This is a genomic window from Actinomycetota bacterium (assembly GCA_035697485.1).
GTDB lineage: Bacteria > Actinomycetota > UBA4738 > UBA4738 > HRBIN12 > JAOUEA01.
The window spans coordinates 20,294-36,524 of record DASSCU010000056.1; the positions used below are offsets into that span (position 1 = coordinate 20,294).

Annotated in this window: 21 protein-coding genes and 1 pseudogene; 5 read left to right on the forward strand and 17 right to left on the reverse strand. The window is 69.5% G+C overall.

The window, feature by feature from the left end; genetic code table 11:
* Positions 1 to 13: 13 nt before the first annotated feature.
* The 5 genes from VFI59_13705 to VFI59_13725 all read right to left on the reverse strand — a co-directional run bounded on the left by VFI59_13705 (position 14) and on the right by VFI59_13725 (position 3,017).
* A complete protein-coding gene (locus VFI59_13705) occupies positions 14 to 310 on the reverse strand; it encodes a hypothetical protein (GenBank protein HET6714751.1) in 297 nt (98 codons plus the stop codon).
* Positions 307 to 996 (reverse strand): hypothetical protein, encoded by a 690-nt coding sequence (locus VFI59_13710; protein HET6714752.1) that lies wholly within the window; start codon positions 994 to 996, stop codon positions 307 to 309. Before VFI59_13710 ends, VFI59_13705 begins: the two co-directional genes overlap by 4 nt.
* Positions 993 to 1,874 carry an ABC transporter ATP-binding protein gene (locus VFI59_13715; protein ID HET6714753.1) on the reverse strand — a complete coding sequence of 294 codons (882 nt, stop codon included), beginning with the start codon at positions 1,872 to 1,874 and terminating at the stop codon, positions 993 to 995. Before VFI59_13715 ends, VFI59_13710 begins: the two co-directional genes overlap by 4 nt.
* The gene (locus VFI59_13720; GenBank protein HET6714754.1) at positions 1,871 to 2,263 is read right to left on the reverse strand and encodes a GntR family transcriptional regulator; all 393 of its coding nucleotides are present in this window, start codon (positions 2,261 to 2,263) and stop codon (positions 1,871 to 1,873) included. The genes VFI59_13715 and VFI59_13720 overlap by 4 nt, the downstream gene beginning before the upstream one ends.
* Before the next feature lie 73 nt (positions 2,264 to 2,336).
* Positions 2,337 to 3,017, reverse strand: a complete 681-nt coding sequence (locus VFI59_13725) for a TetR/AcrR family transcriptional regulator C-terminal domain-containing protein (GenBank protein HET6714755.1) — start codon at positions 3,015 to 3,017, stop codon at positions 2,337 to 2,339.
* Between the two features lie 116 nt (positions 3,018 to 3,133).
* Between VFI59_13725 and VFI59_13730 the strand changes: the two genes are divergently transcribed.
* Together VFI59_13730 and VFI59_13735 are read left to right on the forward strand one after the other, a co-directional pair.
* On the forward strand, positions 3,134 to 4,102 hold the full coding sequence (locus VFI59_13730) for an NAD(P)-dependent alcohol dehydrogenase (GenBank protein ID HET6714756.1): 969 nt from the start codon (positions 3,134 to 3,136) through the stop codon (positions 4,100 to 4,102).
* Positions 4,099 to 5,073 carry an NAD(P)-dependent alcohol dehydrogenase gene (locus VFI59_13735; GenBank protein ID HET6714757.1) on the forward strand — a complete coding sequence of 325 codons (975 nt, stop codon included), beginning with the start codon at positions 4,099 to 4,101 and terminating at the stop codon, positions 5,071 to 5,073. The genes VFI59_13730 and VFI59_13735 overlap by 4 nt, the downstream gene beginning before the upstream one ends.
* Here the strand turns inward: VFI59_13735 and sigJ are convergent.
* Positions 5,063 to 5,974, reverse strand: coding sequence for an RNA polymerase sigma factor SigJ (gene sigJ / locus VFI59_13740; protein ID HET6714758.1), 912 nt, complete (start codon positions 5,972 to 5,974; stop codon positions 5,063 to 5,065). The two genes, VFI59_13735 and sigJ, sit on opposite strands and share 11 nt — an antisense overlap.
* Before the next feature lie 123 nt (positions 5,975 to 6,097).
* Here sigJ and VFI59_13745 point away from each other — a divergent pair, with 123 nt between their 5' ends.
* Complete coding sequence (locus VFI59_13745; protein HET6714759.1) at positions 6,098 to 7,039, forward strand: NAD(P)-dependent oxidoreductase; 942 nt, start codon at positions 6,098 to 6,100, stop codon at positions 7,037 to 7,039.
* Positions 7,040 to 7,064: 25 nt separating this feature from the next.
* Here VFI59_13745 and VFI59_13750 read toward each other — a convergent pair whose 3' ends face one another.
* Complete coding sequence (locus tag VFI59_13750) at positions 7,065 to 7,580, reverse strand: SRPBCC domain-containing protein (protein HET6714760.1); 516 nt, start codon at positions 7,578 to 7,580, stop codon at positions 7,065 to 7,067.
* Positions 7,573 to 7,914, reverse strand: a complete 342-nt coding sequence (locus VFI59_13755; GenBank protein ID HET6714761.1) for a metalloregulator ArsR/SmtB family transcription factor — start codon at positions 7,912 to 7,914, stop codon at positions 7,573 to 7,575. The genes VFI59_13750 and VFI59_13755 overlap by 8 nt, the downstream gene beginning before the upstream one ends.
* A gap of 334 nt (positions 7,915 to 8,248) precedes the next feature.
* Here VFI59_13755 and VFI59_13760 point away from each other — a divergent pair.
* Positions 8,249 to 8,769, forward strand: a pseudogene (locus VFI59_13760) (pyridoxal-phosphate dependent enzyme).
* Positions 8,770 to 8,794: 25 nt separating this feature from the next.
* Here the strand turns inward: VFI59_13760 and VFI59_13765 are convergent.
* From VFI59_13765 to VFI59_13780, 4 genes are all read right to left on the reverse strand, one after another.
* Positions 8,795 to 9,130, reverse strand: coding sequence for a TfoX/Sxy family protein (locus tag VFI59_13765; protein HET6714762.1), 336 nt, complete (start codon positions 9,128 to 9,130; stop codon positions 8,795 to 8,797).
* A gap of 10 nt (positions 9,131 to 9,140) precedes the next feature.
* A complete protein-coding gene (locus VFI59_13770) occupies positions 9,141 to 9,368 on the reverse strand; it encodes a hypothetical protein (GenBank protein ID HET6714763.1) in 228 nt (75 codons plus the stop codon).
* 148 nt (positions 9,369 to 9,516) lie between these two features.
* Positions 9,517 to 10,671: a hypothetical protein gene (locus VFI59_13775; GenBank protein HET6714764.1), complete on the reverse strand. Its 1,155-nt coding sequence runs from the start codon at positions 10,669 to 10,671 to the stop codon at positions 9,517 to 9,519.
* Positions 10,664 to 11,188 carry a sigma-70 family RNA polymerase sigma factor gene (locus VFI59_13780; protein ID HET6714765.1) on the reverse strand — a complete coding sequence of 175 codons (525 nt, stop codon included), beginning with the start codon at positions 11,186 to 11,188 and terminating at the stop codon, positions 10,664 to 10,666. The genes VFI59_13775 and VFI59_13780 overlap by 8 nt, the downstream gene beginning before the upstream one ends.
* Positions 11,189 to 11,413: 225 nt before the next feature.
* On the opposite strand from VFI59_13780, the gene VFI59_13785 reads away from it, so the two are divergent.
* Entirely contained in the window at positions 11,414 to 11,803 is a 390-nt protein-coding gene (locus tag VFI59_13785) for a VOC family protein (GenBank protein ID HET6714766.1), read from the forward strand.
* Positions 11,804 to 11,872: 69 nt separating this feature from the next.
* Here VFI59_13785 and VFI59_13790 read toward each other — a convergent pair whose 3' ends face one another.
* The 5 genes from VFI59_13790 to VFI59_13810 all read right to left on the reverse strand — a co-directional run bounded on the left by VFI59_13790 (position 11,873) and on the right by VFI59_13810 (position 16,213).
* Positions 11,873 to 12,793, reverse strand: coding sequence for an AraC family transcriptional regulator (locus tag VFI59_13790; GenBank protein ID HET6714767.1), 921 nt, complete (start codon positions 12,791 to 12,793; stop codon positions 11,873 to 11,875).
* Entirely contained in the window at positions 12,790 to 13,623 is an 834-nt protein-coding gene (locus VFI59_13795; protein ID HET6714768.1) for an LLM class flavin-dependent oxidoreductase, read from the reverse strand. The genes VFI59_13790 and VFI59_13795 overlap by 4 nt, the downstream gene beginning before the upstream one ends.
* 148 nt (positions 13,624 to 13,771) lie before the next feature.
* Positions 13,772 to 14,365, reverse strand: coding sequence for a TOPRIM nucleotidyl transferase/hydrolase domain-containing protein (locus VFI59_13800; GenBank protein ID HET6714769.1), 594 nt, complete (start codon positions 14,363 to 14,365; stop codon positions 13,772 to 13,774).
* A 72-nt stretch (positions 14,366 to 14,437) separates the two neighbouring features.
* Positions 14,438 to 15,655: an adenylate/guanylate cyclase domain-containing protein gene (locus tag VFI59_13805; GenBank protein HET6714770.1), complete on the reverse strand. Its 1,218-nt coding sequence runs from the start codon at positions 15,653 to 15,655 to the stop codon at positions 14,438 to 14,440.
* Between the two features lie 219 nt (positions 15,656 to 15,874).
* On the reverse strand, positions 15,875 to 16,213 hold the full coding sequence (locus tag VFI59_13810; GenBank protein ID HET6714771.1) for a pyridoxamine 5'-phosphate oxidase family protein: 339 nt from the start codon (positions 16,211 to 16,213) through the stop codon (positions 15,875 to 15,877).
* Between the last annotated feature and the right edge of the window lie 18 nt (positions 16,214 to 16,231).

Sequence of the window (16,231 nt, forward strand, 5' to 3'; positions counted from 1 at the left end):
GGCCCTGAGCTCGTCAGACGAGCCGCCGACGGATCCACCAGACGGTCGCCGCCGCCAGCACCAGCGCGAGCCCGAGGAAGATCGCGGTCTCGATCGCCTGGAAGGTCCAGAAGCGGCTCGCGGGATGGAACAGCTCCAGGTTGTACGCGTCGCGACCGACGTCGGCGTAACAGGCGGGGTCCGGCACGGGGCAGATACGCTGCCCGCCCGCGGCCCGTTCGCCGTTCGCCCTGATCACGACCCCGACCCCGGGACCGCCGCCTCCGTACAGCCAGTCGCCGAGCAGGCGGTTGGGGACCCGCTCGGTCACCACGGGGTACGTGCGTCCGAGCCCTCCATGAAGCGTGGGCGCCAGAGGACGGCCACCCCGAAGCGCACGACGACGAAGACGACCGCGGAGAGCGCCATCGCCCGCACGGTCCGCCCCGAGACGGCTCCGACGAAGGCGGCGAGGAGCGTCGCGAACACCGCGTATCCGATCGGTACCAACCCCTGCTGGTCGTAGATCAACCATTGGAAGCGGTCGCCGGTGGCCGCGTTCAGCGGGCCGTACCACCACGTCGCGACCCACGTGAGCACGCACATCGACACCGCGGCGACGAGCGCGACGAACGCCAGTTGCGTCCACGCCCAGCGCCGCCGGCTCACGCCCTGGGTCCAGACCAGCGAGACCGTGTCGTCCTCGAGCTCGCGCGCGATCGCGGGCGCTCCCCAGAACATGCCGACGATCAACGGCACGAACGTGAACAGCGCGAGGCCCAGCAAGCGCATCGGGAAGAAGCGGGCCGCGAACGCCTGCGCCTCGTCCTGGCAGCCGCCGGCAGCCGGCACCCATCGAGCCCCGTCGAGGTCCGCGATGCACGCGGCCAGCCCGCCGTCGTGGAACGTGCCCCACATCGAGCGCCCCGTGAGGAACAGCAGCGCCGACGCCACGAGCAGCGCGACCCCCGTCGCGATCACCGCGCCACGTCGGCGCCGCCACGCGAGCCAGATCACGCCGGTCCTTCCGGCCCCGGGAGCGTCCCCGCCCCGGGTTCGCTGAGGTAGGCGAGCACCAGTTCCTCGAGCGAGATCGGTTCGGCCGACCATCCCGGCGCGTGCACCGGTCCGGCCGAGCGCACGACGAGCGTGCGCTGGCGGTCGGAGCGCCGTGAGGAGACGATCGTGGCGTCGGGCTGGGGGGCGTCGGCCGGTCCGACGATGACCGCGTGCGTCGCGAGCAGGTCGTCGACGTCGCCGAGCACCTGCACCCGCGAGTCGGACAAGATGACGAGGTAGTCGCAGCGGTTCTCCAGGTCGGCGATCAGGTGCGAGGAGAGCAGCACGGTGAGCTCGCGTGTGGCGACCTCGCCCATCAGCTCCGAAAGGAACGTCCGCCGCGCGAGCGGGTCGAGGCTCGCGACAGGCTCGTCGAGCACGAGCAGGTCCGGGCGTTTCGCGAGGGCGATCGTGAGCGCGACCTGGGCCTGCTGGCCACCCGACAGCTCGCCGACGCGGCGATCGAGTGGGATCGAGAGCTTGCCGAGTCGCGCCGTGGCCGACGGTTGATCCCAGGCGTCGCCGTTGAGGCGCCGGCCCATCTCGAGGTGGTCCGCGACAGAGAGGTCGCGATACAGAGGCGTCTCCTGCGCGACGAACCCGACGCGGGCCAGCGACGCGGAGTCGTCACGCGGTACGTGACCGAACACCGTGACGGAACCGCGGGTCGGCCGTCGCAGCCCGACGGCGAGGCGCATCAGCGTGGTCTTGCCGGCGCCGTTCGGTCCCACCACCGCGGCCACGCGCGCGCTCGGCACCGCGAGCGTGCAGTCGCGCAGCGCCCAGGTACGGCCGTAGCGCTTCGTGAGGCCGGTCGTCTCCAGGGCCGTCGTCACGCGGCACCCTCGGTCTCGAACGCGTGCAGCGTGGTGCCGAACAGGGCCTCGATGTCCTCGGGCTCCAGCCCCGCGGCCCGAGCCTTCTGCAGCCAGGCGCGCAGCTCACGGCGGAGCAGGGCGTGGCTGGCGAGCGAAGGCCCGGCGAGCGACCCCACCACGAACGTCCCCTGGCCGGGTCGTCCCTCCACGAGACCCTCGTGCTCGAGTTGTCGATAGGCCTTGAGCACCGTATTCGGGTTGATGGACACAGACTCGGCAACCTCGCGCACGGCGGGGAGCCGATCGCCCGGTTCCAGGAGCCCCGTACGGAGCGCCCGCCTGACCTGCTCCACGAGCTGCAGGTACGGGACGACGTTGGAACGACCGTCGAGCCTGAGATCGATCACGCGAACCCTCCGGTATCTCTATTGTCCTAGCATCATAAGACAACTAGGCCGGTCGGGCGGTGGGTGGTGAGTTTCAGGATCGCAGCTTGAGGCGCTCGATGCCGTCGAGCATCAGGTCGAGGGCGAACTCGAACTCGAACTGGTCGTCGCATCCCGCTCCCACGACCGACCTGTCGTCGTGGGAGATCGTCGTGAAGATCTCGTGGATGAAGGGGTACGTGCCTGCCACCGCCTCCCACATCGCCGCCTCGGCCTCGGGGTCGACGTCGGTGGTGTCGTTGAACAGCTCCTGGGTGAACCCGAAGGTCCGACTGCCCATCGCGTGCAGCACGTGGTGGGTGAGATCGAGCGAGAAACCCCCGGTGCGGAGCATCCCGATCATCGAGTCCATGTAGGCGAGCACGACCGGCGTGGGCTTCGTGCGCGACTCCATCACCTTCGACGCCCACGGGTGACGCATGAGCGCGCGGCGAGCCGAAAGGATCCGTACCCGCATCGCCGTCTTCCAGTCGGCTCCATCGAGCGGCGGATCGATCTCGCCGATCACGACGTCGACCAGACCACTCAACAGCTCGTCCTTGTTGGCAACGTGCCGGTACAGCGCCATCGGCACGACGTCGAGGGCCTGCGCGAGCTTCCGCATGCTCAACGCCTCGACGCCGCCCTGATCGGCCAGGGCCACGGCGGTGTCCAGCACCCGTTCCCTCGTCAGCGGCGCCCGGGTCCGGGCGCCGGCCTGGATCTCGGTGCTCATCGCGCCCTCACCTCCCACGGGGTCCGACTTGACAAGTGTACGCCGTACACGTACGCTGCGCACCCGGTCAGTGTACGGCGTACACACACACAGGATGGTCAGCGGAGGGGATCTAGATGAAGGGGATCACGCAGGATACGTACGGTTCGACCGACGTGCTGGAGTTCAGGGACGTCGCCGAGCCCCGGGTGGGGGAGCGCGACGTGCTGGTCCAGGTGAAAGCGGCCGGCGTCGAGATCGGCGCGTGGCACGTCATGGCAGGGAAGCCGTACCTGCTCCGCCTGATGGGATTCGGACTGCGCAAGCCCAAGGTCCCAGTGCGGGGCCGCGACGTCGCCGGCGTCGTCGAGGCCGTCGGGTCGAGCGTCACTCGCTTCCAGCCGGGCGACGAGGTGTTCGGCACCGCCGACGGCTCCTTCGCGGAGTACGCGTCGGTGCCCGAGGCACGGCTCGCGCCGAAGCCGGCGAACCTCACGTTCGAGCAGGCGGCGGTCGTCCCGATCTCGGGCGGCACCGCGCTCCAGGCCCTGCGCAAGGGCAACGTTCAGGCGGGGCAGAAGGTGTTGGTCGTCGGCGCGTCCGGCGGCGTGGGGTCGTTCGCCGTCCAACTCGCGAAGGCGTTCGGCGCCAAGGTCACCGGCGTGGCGAGCACGGCGAAGATGGACTTCGTGCGGTCGCTCGGCGCCGACGACGTGATCGACTACACACATGAGGACTTCGCAGACGGAACGCGCCACTGGGACCTGATCCTCGACATGGGGGGTCTCCGTTCACTGTCCGATCTGCGACGCGCGCTCACACCCAACGGCACGCTGGTGATCGTGGGCGGCGAGGGGGGTGGGAAGTGGCTCGGTGGATTCGGGCGCAGCCTCCGCTCGGGCTTCGTGTCGATGTTCGTCTCGCAGCGCCTGACGATGTTGGCGTCGAAGGAGCGCGGCGAGGACTTCGACGCGCTTCGCGAGCTGATCGAGGCCGGGAGGGTCACTCCGATCATCGACCGCACCTTCCCGCTGGCCGACGCCCCCGAGGCGATCCAGTACGTCGTGGAAGGTCGTGGCCGCGGCAAGGTGGCGATCACGGTATGAAGGCGCTCGTGCAGGATCGCTACGGCTCGGCGGACGTGCTGGAGTTCAGAGACATCGAGGAACCCGTGGTCGGCGACGACGACGTGCTCGTGCGGGTGCACGCCGCAGGGTGTGGTCCCGACGTGTGGCACGTGATGACCGGCATGCCGTACATGGCCCGCGTCGCGATCGGGGTCCGCCGACCGAGGGTCGCCGTCCGAGGCTGGGACGTCGCGGGCACGGTCGAGGCGGTCGGCGCGAACGTCACCCGCTTCGAGCCCGGCGACGACGTGATGGGCACCGCCGAGCAGGGCTCGTTCGCCGAGTTCGCGGCCACCCGGGCGGACAAGCTCGTCCTGAAGCCGGCCGGGCTCAGCTTCGAGCAGGCAGCGGCCCTTCCGATCTCCGGCATCACCGCCCTTCGGGCCGTGCGTGACGAGGGGAAGGTGCAACCCGGCCAGACCGTGCTGGTGATCGGCGCCTCCGGTGGCGTGGGATCGCTCGCCGTGCAGATCGCCAGGTCGCTCGATGCGCAGGTCACCGGCGTGTGCACCACCTCGAAGGTAGACCTAGTCCGCTCGATCGGGGCGGACGACGTGATCGACTACACCCACGAGGACTTCGCAGACGGGTCGCGGCGCTGGGACGTGATCATCGATACCGCCGGCCGACGCCCGCTGTTGCAGCTGCGCCGCGCCCTCACCCCGAAGGGCGCCCTCGTGATCGTAGGCGGCGACGGGGGCGGACCGTGGACCGGAGGCTTCTTCCGCGGGATGCTCCGCGCCCCCGTGGTGTCACTGTTCGTGGGGCAGCGGCTCCGCGGCCTGGCCACGCAGATCGAGCAGGAGGATCTCGTCACCCTCGCCGAGCTCGTCGAAGCCGGCTCGGTCGTGCCGGTGATCGACCGGACCTACCCGCTGATCGAGGCTCCCGACGCGATCCGCCACCTGGCGCAGGGTCACGCCGCCGGCAAGATCGTGATCATCGTGTAGCGACATCCGTGTGCGAGCATGGTGGCGTCACGCGCCGCAGCTTCTGCGGGTTCACGACGGCCTGGATCGCGGCGACCTTCCCGTCGACGATCTCGAGGATCATCGTGCTCACGACCGGGCCGCCAGGCACGTAGGCGACGGCCCCCGGCTGTCCGTTCACCCAAGTGAGCGCGACCTCGATTCCCTGCCGCTGGGCAGTGCGTCCGAGGCCCAGCAGGAAGCGCGCGACGCGCAGCGGTCCCTCGACCGGCGTTCGCACGGCGCCGGCGCCACCGCCGTCGCCGACCATGACGACGTCGTCGGACAGCATCTGCAGCAGGCCGTCGAGGTCGCCGTCGCCCACGGCGGTGAAGAACCGTTCCGTGAGCTCCCGCTTTCGCTCCGGCGACGGATCGAAACGCGGACGCCGCGCTTCGGTGTGCTTGCGCGCCCGCACGGCGATCTGCCGCGTGTTCGCGGGCGACTTCCCGACGAAGGCCGCGACCTCCTCGAAGTCGAACCCGAACACGTCGTGCAGCAGGAAGACCGCGCGCTCGACCGGCGACAGCGTCTCGAGCACGACGAGGAACGCGATCGACAGCGACTCCAGGTCCTCGGCGCGCTCTTCGAGGGAGGGCTCGTCGGCGACCAGCGGCTCGGGAAGCCACGTTCCCACGTAGCGCTCCCGGCGCACGCGGGCCGAGCGCAGGTGGTCGATCGAGAGCCGCGTCGCCACTTCGGCCAGGAACGCCTTCGGCTCCCGGATCTCGCCTCCGTCCGCCAGCAGTCGGTGCGCGCGCAGGAACGTCTCCTGCACGATGTCCTCGGCGTCGCCGACCTCGCTCACCATCCGGTAGGCGATCGAGAACAGCAGCGGTCGGTACCGCTCCAGCTCCTCGACGTCGATCGGTGCTCCGTTCATCGCCTTCCCAGACGTGATGGCGCCCTCCCATGTGACACGTAGTGGTGCTCGGCTGTCACACGATCGATCCATACCCCGTCTCCACGGGTGACAGACACCGAACAGGCTCGGAGGAGGAGCGTCATGAGGGTATTCGTCGCGGGAGCATCCGGGGCGATCGGCAGCCGGCTCGTCCCGGCACTCGTGAGGAGCGGCCACCAGGTCGTCGGCACGACGCGCACGCCGGCGAAGACCGAGCGGCTCCGACAGCTCGGCGCTCACCCCGTCGTCGTCGATGCGCTCGACGAGGTCGCGGTGAAGGACGCGGTCGCCAAGGCAGCACCCGACGTCGTCGTGCACGAGCTGACGGCGATCCCCGACGCGGTCGATCCTCGGAAGCTCGACCAACAGTTCGCTCTCACCAACCGGCTTCGCACCGAGGGTACGGACCACCTGCTCGAGGCCGCCCGCTCGGTGGGCGTGCGTCGGTTCGTCGCGCAGAGCTTCGCCTCGTGGGTCTACGCGCGAACCGGCGGTCCGGTCAAGGTCGAGTCGGACCCGATCGAGACCGATCCGCCGGCGAGCGTGCGGCAGACGCTTGCCGGCATCCTGCACGTCGAGCGCACGCTCGCCGAGGCGACCGACCTCGAGGGCGTCGCGCTGCGATACGGGGGCTTCTACGGGCCGGGGACGTCCCTCGGCGAGGGCGGCCCGGTGCTGGACATGGTGCGCAAGCGGCGCTTCCCCATCGTGGGCAGCGGCAGCGGCGTCTGGTCGTTCGTGCACATCGACGACGCGGCCGCCGCGACGGCCGCCGCGATCGAGCGCGGCGCTCCGGGCATCTACAACGTGACCGACGACGATCCCGCGTCGGTGGCGACGTGGCTGCCGGAGCTCGCCGACGCGATCGGCGCGCCGGCGCCGCGCCGGGTTCCGACATGGCTGGCGAGGTTGCTCGTCGGCCCCACGGGCGTGGCGATGATGACCGACCTGCGCGGCGCGTCGAACGCAAAGGCGAAGCGCGAGCTCGGGTGGCAGCCGCAGTACGCGTCGTGGCGGGAAGGGTTCCGTACCGGGTTGGAGTGACCTGCTGAGGGGCGTCTTCCTCGTGTCAGGTGTCGCTGTCGTGCCTGGCCTTGAGCTCCTCGGCCAGGTGGTCGGCGAGGCGGTCGAAGAAGATCAGCGATCCTCGCATCGCGCGGGAGTACTCGTCGGCCGGCATGGTGCCGCGCTGCGTGAACGTCATCTCGGTGCGGCCGTCGAGGTCGCGGAACTCGGCCCGCAGCACCTCAGGGGGACCCTCCACGGCCTCGCCGGCGACTTCGAGCACGAGCTCGACGACCTCGGGTTCCACCACCTCGCGGAACGTGCCTGAGAACGGGATCTCGATGCGCTCGGGGCCGTGGATCATCATGGCGCTCCACGCGCCGCCCGGCCGTGGATCCATCGAGGCGGTCTCGAGCGGGATCGACGACCCGTGCTCGCCGAACCATGTCGCGAACCGTGCCGGCTCGGTCCAGGCCTTGAAGACCAGCTCACGCGGGGCATCGAAGACCCGGACGATCACGATGCCGTCGGCGTCGCTCTTCGCCGAGACCACGCCTTCGGGAGGGGTCGGTTCAGTCATCTCGCGCTCCTTCCTGATCGCGGGCGTTCCGCAAGTGCTCGTCGAGGCGGTCGAAGCTCTCGTCCCAGAAGCGCCGGTCCTGGACCCAATCGATGACCTGCCCGAGCGGTTCGCGCCGCAGACGGCACGGCCGCCATTGCGCCGAGTGGGTCCGCGAGATCAGTCCTGCCCGCTCGAGCACCTTGAGGTGCTTCGAGACCGCCTGCAAGGAGATCGGGAACGGCTCGGCCAACTCGCCGACGCTCGCCTCCCCGTCGGCCAGGCGCTCCAGGATCGCGCGCCGCGTGGGATCCGCGAGGGCGGACAACGTGGCGCTGAGCTGATCGACCGGCATCGTGGCTTCTCAAGGTATTCAACCGAGTGGTTGAATATAACGGCCCACGAACGCGCACGTCAACCCCAGAGCTCTCACGCTGCTGCAGCGCTCGAGCCTTCACGCCCGCGTGTATTGCTCGTGTGGCTGCCCCTCTGCGAAACTCCGGCGACGCCCCGGTCCCTCACGGAAGGTCTCTTCAGGTCCGGCGGCGTCCGAAGGAGGGGCCGATGCAGGTCGAGCGAGCGCTCGTCGTGGACGACGATCCGTTGAATCGACGTGTCCTGGCGCGCAGTCTGAACGAGCCGGCTTCGAAGCTACCGGTGTCGAGGATGGGGAGTCGGCGCTCGCCGCGATGGTCGAGGATCCACCCGACGTCGTGCTCGTTCCAGCTCTCGGGAACCCCGCCGCTCACGAGGACACGGCCGCGGAGAACTGGGAGCAATCCGGCGGCGACGTCGACGTCTTCTGCGAGTTTGCCGGCACCGGCGGCACGTTCGCCGGCATGGCCCGGTTCCTCAAGGCTCAGGATCCTTCGATCGCCTGCTACATCGTCGAGCCCGCGGGGGCCGCGGTGCTGGCCGGCGAGCCGCTCACCGAGCCGGGTCACCGCATCCAGGGCGGCGGCTACTCGATGCCAGCCTGCCGCTGCTCGACCCTGCGCTGGTCGACGGGTTCCTCCAGGTTCCCGACACCGACGCGATCGACGCCGCTCGACGACTTGCGCGGGCAGAGGGCATCTTCGCCGGCTTGTCGTCGGGCGCGGTCGTGAGCGCGGCGGAGCGGTTACTCGCCGGCGCCCACCCGGGAGCGACGATCGCCGTCGTCCTCGCCGACTCCGGCATGAAGTACCTCAGCACCGATCTGTGGGACTGAGCTGTGGAGGCTGCCGTCACGATGCCTACCGTTTCGCAGGCAGCGTCCGGGCGTATCCTGCGCCGACCCGTACCCACTTCTCGAGCTGGCGCTTCGTGCGGACGGCCTCGTCGTCCACGCGCAGCCAGCCCTGCATCTGCCGACCGCGCATCTCCATGGGTCGGACGCCCGTCGACGTGAGCAGGCCATCGGAGGTCGCCGGGTCTGCACGGACCAACAGGCCGCCTTGGCCGCTCGCGGCGACGGCCATGTTGCCGCCGATCAGGAAGGCCAGGCCACCGAACATCTTCTTCTCGGTCAGGTCGGCTTCACCCCCGAGCAGAGCTCGGATGCGGGCGGCGAGGTGCTCGTCGTACGCCATGAACCCGATGCTACCTCCACCTGCTATGGCCTCGGATCGTCAGCTCGAGCACCGTCTCCGCCTCCTCGACCTCACACTGATCGAGTAGCACGATGATCGAGAGCCCGAGCACGATCGAAATCAGGGCGCGAGCTTCCGTCTCCGGCGCCCCTCCATCGGTCAGCTGCTGCGAGAGGAAGGCGTGCAGCCCTCGCTCCGCCTCGAAGAACTCCTCACCGCGCAGCCGAGCATCGGTCACTGCCGCCGCGGCGAACGAGTGGTACAGGCTCAGCGTCGTGTGGTGCGTGGCGATCGGCGTCGTGGGCTACATCTGGGCGATGAAGCTCTACGAGCGCGGTCCCGCCCGGTCAGCTGCGTGAGGATCGGTGGCACAGGGTCGACGAGGGTTAGCCGGCCTCGGTGCTCGCCTGGAACGCCGCCATGCCGTAGAAGTCGCCGACCGAGACGTCGAGGACGCGCGCCGAGGCATCGCCGATCGAGTATTCGACGATCTGACGGCGTCCAGCGAGCTGTCCTCCCGTGAGGTAGACGGTGTCGCCCGACGGCGCCCAATCGAGGAACACGTAGGGCGTCGGCACGATCGCCTCGTCCACGAGATCGGTCCGGCCCGTGGCCAGATCGATCAGCGCGAGCTGACGCTCGGCGTCCTCCCCGTCCCCCAGGCGGACGGCGACCGCGAGGCTGGTCCCGTCCGGCGAGAACACCCCATGGAGTGCTTCGAAGCCGGTGGCGTCGGCCGGAGGCTGGACGGTCCTCGTTCCGCCCGAGCGTAGATCTTTCACGAGCAGCGAGCGGCATGCGCCGTCGCACCACGCGAAGAGTGCTCCGTCCCATGCGACGGGGAGCTGACCCGGTAACCGATCGACCTCCCGGCCGGTCCACGGGTCCCACACGACCAGCTCGCCTCGTTCCTGGAACACGAGGTTCCCGTCGACGGCGGCGACGGGCCAGGCGCCGTCGGGGGGACGCGTGTCCGGTACGGTCACCCGACCGTCGATCGCCACCTCGCGGACCGCGGTCAACCTGCCGTCGTCCTGCGACCCCTCGACGATACCGACCCAGACGCGGTCGGGCGCGGACGACGGGATGAAGAACAACGAATCGCGCACGAGCACGTCGAAGCCCGGGTCGGCGCCGGGGTGCAGGACGAGCGTTCGGTACGCCCACGCGACCAGGGCGTCGTCCCGTCGCACGATGCGGTGGGGCGCGTCGCCCGGTGGCAACTCCGGCATCGGCAGGTGCTGCACCGTCTCCTTGGTGGGATCGACCACCCAGGCCTCCCCGTCACCCGCGAGGAACAGCCGGTCTCCGAGCGTGTCCGGGGCGGGCGAGGCGGCGATCGTGGCGCGATCCCCCTCGCGATCGGCCGCCACCCACGCGCCGACGATCACGAAGACGGCCACGGTGATGCCGAGCACGCCGGCGCCGACCCTGCGACGACGTGCCCGCGTGTCGGCCCGTGCCCGCACTTCGTCGATGGGCGCGGGCGCCGGCTCGAGGTCGTCGAGGTCGCGGTGCATCCGCTCGATCAGATCATCCATCGTCGCTCTCCTCCGGGATCAGCCGTGCGCGAAGCTCCCGCCGGGCTCGATGCACCCGGCTGCGCACCGACACCGGCGTGATGTGCAGGATGCGCGCCGCTTCGTCGGAGCTCATCCCGAGCCAGTCGACGAGCATGAACGCCTCGCGTAGTCGGACCGAGAGCGCCGAGATCGCGTCGGCGAGGTCCCGGCGGGCGGGATCGATCTCCTCATCGCGCATGGCTGCGCCGAGCGTGCGCAACCGTCTGGCTCGCACGGCGAGCGACCGGAGCCGGTGGCGGTTGAGGTTCGTCGCCGCCCGGTAGAGGTAGCCGCCCGGCGACGCCATCGCCGACACCCGGTCCCAGCGCTCGTACACCCTGACCATCGCCTCCTGCGCGAGCTCCTGCGCCTCGTCGACGTCCGGCACGAGCAGGAACATCGCCCGCACCAGGCTCGGGAACTCCGCTCGATAGAAGTCCTCGAAGTCCGGCGGCGCCTCGACGTCGTCGCGTCGCTCCGCTCTCACCTTCGTCACATGAAACCAACCCCCGGGACGGGGCGAACGTTGCATGCGCTCCTGCAACGAGAGCGCACGACGGGTGACTTCGGCGCGTACCTGAGTCAGAGGCACGAGCGTTCGCGGACCACGATCGAGGACATGAAGCTCTCCAAGGAGCTTCGCGAGGTGCGCTCTCACTCAACGCTTGAGCTGGCGCTTCGTGCGGACGCGCTATCCGTTCGCGCTCGCTAGCATCGACGCATGGTCTCCCAGATCTCGCACACGACGTTCGATTGCCTCGACGCCTTCGCGCTGTCGACGTTCTGGAAGGAGGTGTTGGGGTTCGCAGATGTGCCAGGCGATCCGAACGAGCCTGGAGACGAGGAGTGCATGATCGTCGGGACCGGAGGAGGGCCCAGGCTCTTGTTCGTCGAGGTCCCCGAGGGCAAGGGATCGAAGAACCGTGTGCACTTCGACCTGGAACCGACCGACCGGGACCGCGATGACGAGATCGAGCGGGTCGTCGCCCTCGGTGCGACACCGCTGCACGACCTCCGGAAGGAGGATGGGAGCGGCTGGCTGGTCCTCGCCGATCCCGAAGGCAACGAGTTCTGCATCCTCCGTAGTCGAGCTGAGCGCGAACGGGCTTGAAGCGACCGGTGGATCAACCGTCGCAGAGGCCTGGGCTCGAGGACCCCGGCTCGAGGAGGTGTCGGCGGCTCAGCTCGCGTCGGCCACCCAGTACAGCGGGTCGCCCGCACCGAGGTCGGTGATCCCGGCGTCGATCAGCGCCCCCGCAACGAGCGTGCGGCGGTGGGCGGCGAACGTCAGTACGTGGGCGATCATGCCGCCATATGTCATGACCACAACGGGCTCGCACAGAGCGTCGACGAACGTCTCGTCGAGACGTCCGTGCTCGACGGTCTCGCCGACCGTCTCGAGGAAGGCCGTGCCCTCAATCGCGAGCCGTGCGCGCATCGACTCGATCGACTCGCCGCGCTCGACGTCGAAGTCGTAGGGGCGGGCGTCGATCGTCGCGTTCCACATCGCCATCTGCCCGACGAGGCGGGAGAGCAGCGACCGCATCGTCGGATCGTCGTCGACGCCCTCGACCGAGATCGTGATCGGCGCGTCGAGACGCTCGTCGCTCAGCGTGGCGGCCCGGTCGATCATCTCGCCGACCAGCCAGACGTGATGCCGCACCATCGTCTGCAACAGATCCATCGTTCCCACCTTCCCGCGTGCCGGGAACCTCAGGCGTCCCGGCGGATGGAAGTGCACGTCGCTCGGAGCGTCGAGCTGGAACCGCATCGGATGCCGCCGCCACACGGTGGGAGACGTCCCGTAGGCACGGGCGAACGCCCGGGTGAACGCCTCATGCGAGGAGTACCCGGCCTCCACCGCGACGTCGAGCACGGTCCGGTCGGTCGTCACGAGCCGGTAGGCCGCGCGTTCGAGGAGCACGCGTCGGCGGAGCGCGGCCGGGGGCTCGCCGGCCGCGGCGGAAATCATCCGGTCGAAATGGAACCGGGACAGATGCAGCCGGGCGGCGAGCTCATCGCCCGAGGCATCGTGGTCGTCGAGGCTCTCCGCGAGCACGTCGATGAACGCAGCGAATGTGTCGGTGAGCAAGGTGCTCATGCCAGGTTCGGCGGTCCAGCCTCGAGTCGGTCCCGTACTTGTGTCAGACGCTCCAGCGCGTGGTGCGGCATCTCCCATCGCGTCTCGAGCCACCACGTGCATCCGGCATCAGCCCATGGAGCCACGATGTCCTTCGCTTCGCGAGGGTCGCCGGCCGGTGTCTCACCCTCCCCGATCACGTCGAAGTCCTCGGACACGCCGCGTTCCGTGAGCCACGCGCGCAGGTCGCGGATGTCGCTCGGCGACGTCTCGCCCTCTTCGAGGTCGAATTGCGGCACGATGCCGTCACAGCGGACTACCCGCGCCATCGACCTCTCACGCGGCCAGAGCCCCACCACCCATATCGGGATGCGTTGCTGAACCGGCCGAGCGACGCGCATCTGCTCGTCACGACCGAGCTCAAACGCGTACCAGCGACCCCGGTAGCTCGTGCCGCCGTCCAACAGCGTACGGATCAGGTCGATGCCCTCGTCGAGCCGCCCGGCCCGCTCACGCAGATCGGTCGGTTCGCCCGTTGAGGGTAGGTCGGGCGCTACCGCACCGAGCCCGACGGTGAGGAGGGACCGGCCCTCGGAGAGCTGGTCGAGCGTGGCGACCTGGCTTGCCACCTTCCAGGGCCGTCGCCAGGGCAGCGGGGTGAGGAGGGTTCCGAGCCGTATCCGCGAGGTTCGGGTCGCGATCGCCGAGAGGAGCCCCCACGCGTCGACGCCGTAGGCGGCCTCCCAGACGAAGACTCCGTCCCAGCCCGCCTCTTCGGCGACCTGCGCGAGGTCGAGCTGCTCTCTCGCAGTGCCGCCCGGAAGGATCACGCCCATCCGCATGGTCGCCATGATGCCGCAGCCGGTTCGGTCGTGACTTGATCGCGTTTGCGGTCTTCGGCACCGAGGATCTACCGACTTCTTCAACCGCGGTGTCGCAGATCCGCGTTCGGCCGCAGCATGCCGCTGCACGTACCGTCGCGCGTGGCCGCGATCCGACCTAGAGGGCCACATGCCGTAGCACGAGGTCCAGTGGCCCCGGCACGTCCGCGAGGTCGAGCGCCTCGACGAGGTAGGTGGCGTACGCTTCCTTCCGCCCGCTCCTCGTCCCCATGAAACGCCGGAGCTGCGCCTCGATCGGACGACCTCGCTGGGCTGGCTGGCGCTGCAACGTGCGAAACGTCGAGAGATCCCCGCGGGCCTCCAGGATCGCCTCGACACTCGTCGCACCGAGGGCGCGGATCAGCTCGTCCTCGAGGTCCGCCTCGCAGACGAAGAAGCCGAGGCGCTCGAGATCGGCTCGCGTCGGGCCGAGAGTAAGCCCGGCCCGCTCGAGGGCGCGCCGGTAGTCGTCCTCCTCTGGCGCGTCCACGAGCCCCGCCAGCCGAAGGTCGAGCCCGGCCGGGCCGAACCGGTCGACCGCGTACCGCACGTTCTTCGATCCCCCCATCGCGACGATCGCGACGCCCTCTGAGGCCAGATCGCGGCCGCGTCTCGCGGCGAGGGTTTCGAGGGCGCGGCGGTCGCTCACGCCTTCGACGAGCACGATCGTGCGTGCGGACGCATCGATCGCGGCGAACCTCCAGGCGTGCATCTGGACCACGCTACCCACGGTGCGAGCGCGCGACGCACTGAGCCGCGCGATGGGCCCCCGCCGAGGACGGGGTCACCGTGCACTGACGAGATACCAGGTCTCCATCTCGCCTTTGCCCTTGACCTCGATCGTTCCCCGTCGTCGGCAGACGAACGCATCCCCCAACAGCTCGTACGTGGCACGTGTGATCTGGATCTCGCCGGGGGTGCCGTTGGACTCCATGCGGCTCGCCGTGTTCACGGCATCCCCCCACAGGTCGTAGAGGAAGCGCTTCGTGCCGATCACGCCGGCCGTGACCGGTCCGGTGTTGATGCCGATCCGCAACTCGAGCCCGTCGTGGCCGGCGGTCGCCGACCCCGCGACCGAGTCCCGCATGTCCAGCGCCAGCAGGGCGGCCCGGCGCGCATGATCGGCGCAAGGATCCGGTACGCCCGCCGCGGCCATGTACGCATCGCCGATCGTCTTGATCTTCTCGAGCCCGTGTCGTTCAACGAGCGTGTCGAATCGCGAGAACAGCTGATCGAGGGTGCCCACGACCTCGGCCGGTGTCAGGCGCTGCGACAGGGGCGTGAAGTCCACGACGTCGGCGAAGACGATCGTGGCTGACTCGACGTGATCGGCGATCGACCCTGCGCCGGCTTTCAGGCGCTCCGCGATCGCGCTCGGCAACACGTTCGTGAGCAGCGCCTCGGACCGGCCCTGCTCGGCCCGCAGCGCCGTCAGCGCCGCGTTGCGTTGGGAGGCGAAGCTCGCGAGCACCGTGAACGCGACCGCGCCGGTGCCGACCACGTTGAGCGCCAGCATCGTCGTCGTGAACCACGTCGGCACGTCGATGTCGGTGAAGAACACCTCGCCCGCGACGCCCAGGAGCACGAAGGCTGCCACGAACCCCATGAACCACCAGAGGGCCCGACGCACCTCGAGGAACACGAGCGCCCCGAGGGGAGCCAGCATGCCCCACAGCCCGACCCCTCCCGAGGGCAGGAACCCGCCCGACACCATCTGTCCGAGCGTCGTCATGAGGAGCACGTCCAGGAGCTGCGTGGTGAGGAACGGTCCGAACGTCCTGGTCCTCGAGAAGACCACCAACGAGCCGAGCGAGATCGCGAAGTAGACGAATGGAAGCACCCCGACCCATGAGCCGAAGGCGAGGTACGAGGCGCCCCACACAAGGGACACGGGCAGGATCAGCACCGCGAGCAGCACGAGGAGCGCCTTCTTCTGACGCAGGTCGTCGTCGTCCCTGGGATCGGCTCCGATCCCGGCGAGCCGAGCCGTCAGCCCAGCCACCCAACCGTTACTCGGTTGGCCTCCCGATCCGGACCGGCTCTGCGGCACCTCCACCGACGCATCGTACGGAGAGGGCCTGCGGGCAGCTACGACATCGGTACCGGAAGTCGCTCGTCGACGCCATCCGCGAGGATGAAGCGGGCCGCCGCGGTCGCCTGGTAGAGGCGGTGCCTGCGGGGAGGGTGACGTCATTGCGCCCCCACTCGGCGAGTCCCTGCGCTATCGACTCGCGCGAGAAGCTCTCGATCGGTCGAGGTCGTCGCCCGCGATCTCGCTCGCCGCGGCCTCCACGTATACGGCCTGGCGGTGCTCGGGCGTCGTTCGGGAGTCATAGATCACGATCGCGACGTCGGGACGCGAGGCGATGTTCCGCGAGTGCCGGGTCGTCGCCGACGAGACCCACAGGAAGCGCCTGTGGTCGGGACTCGCGAACCACACGGGCGTCGCCCAGGGCGTTCCCACCTCGTCGGCCGTGGCCAGGGTCATGAAGCGGTTCGCGTCGATCACCGATCGCAAGATCTTGAGGCGATCCTCGTGGAGCTGATGGGGCCGGCTCATCGTGATCGGCTCCGCATG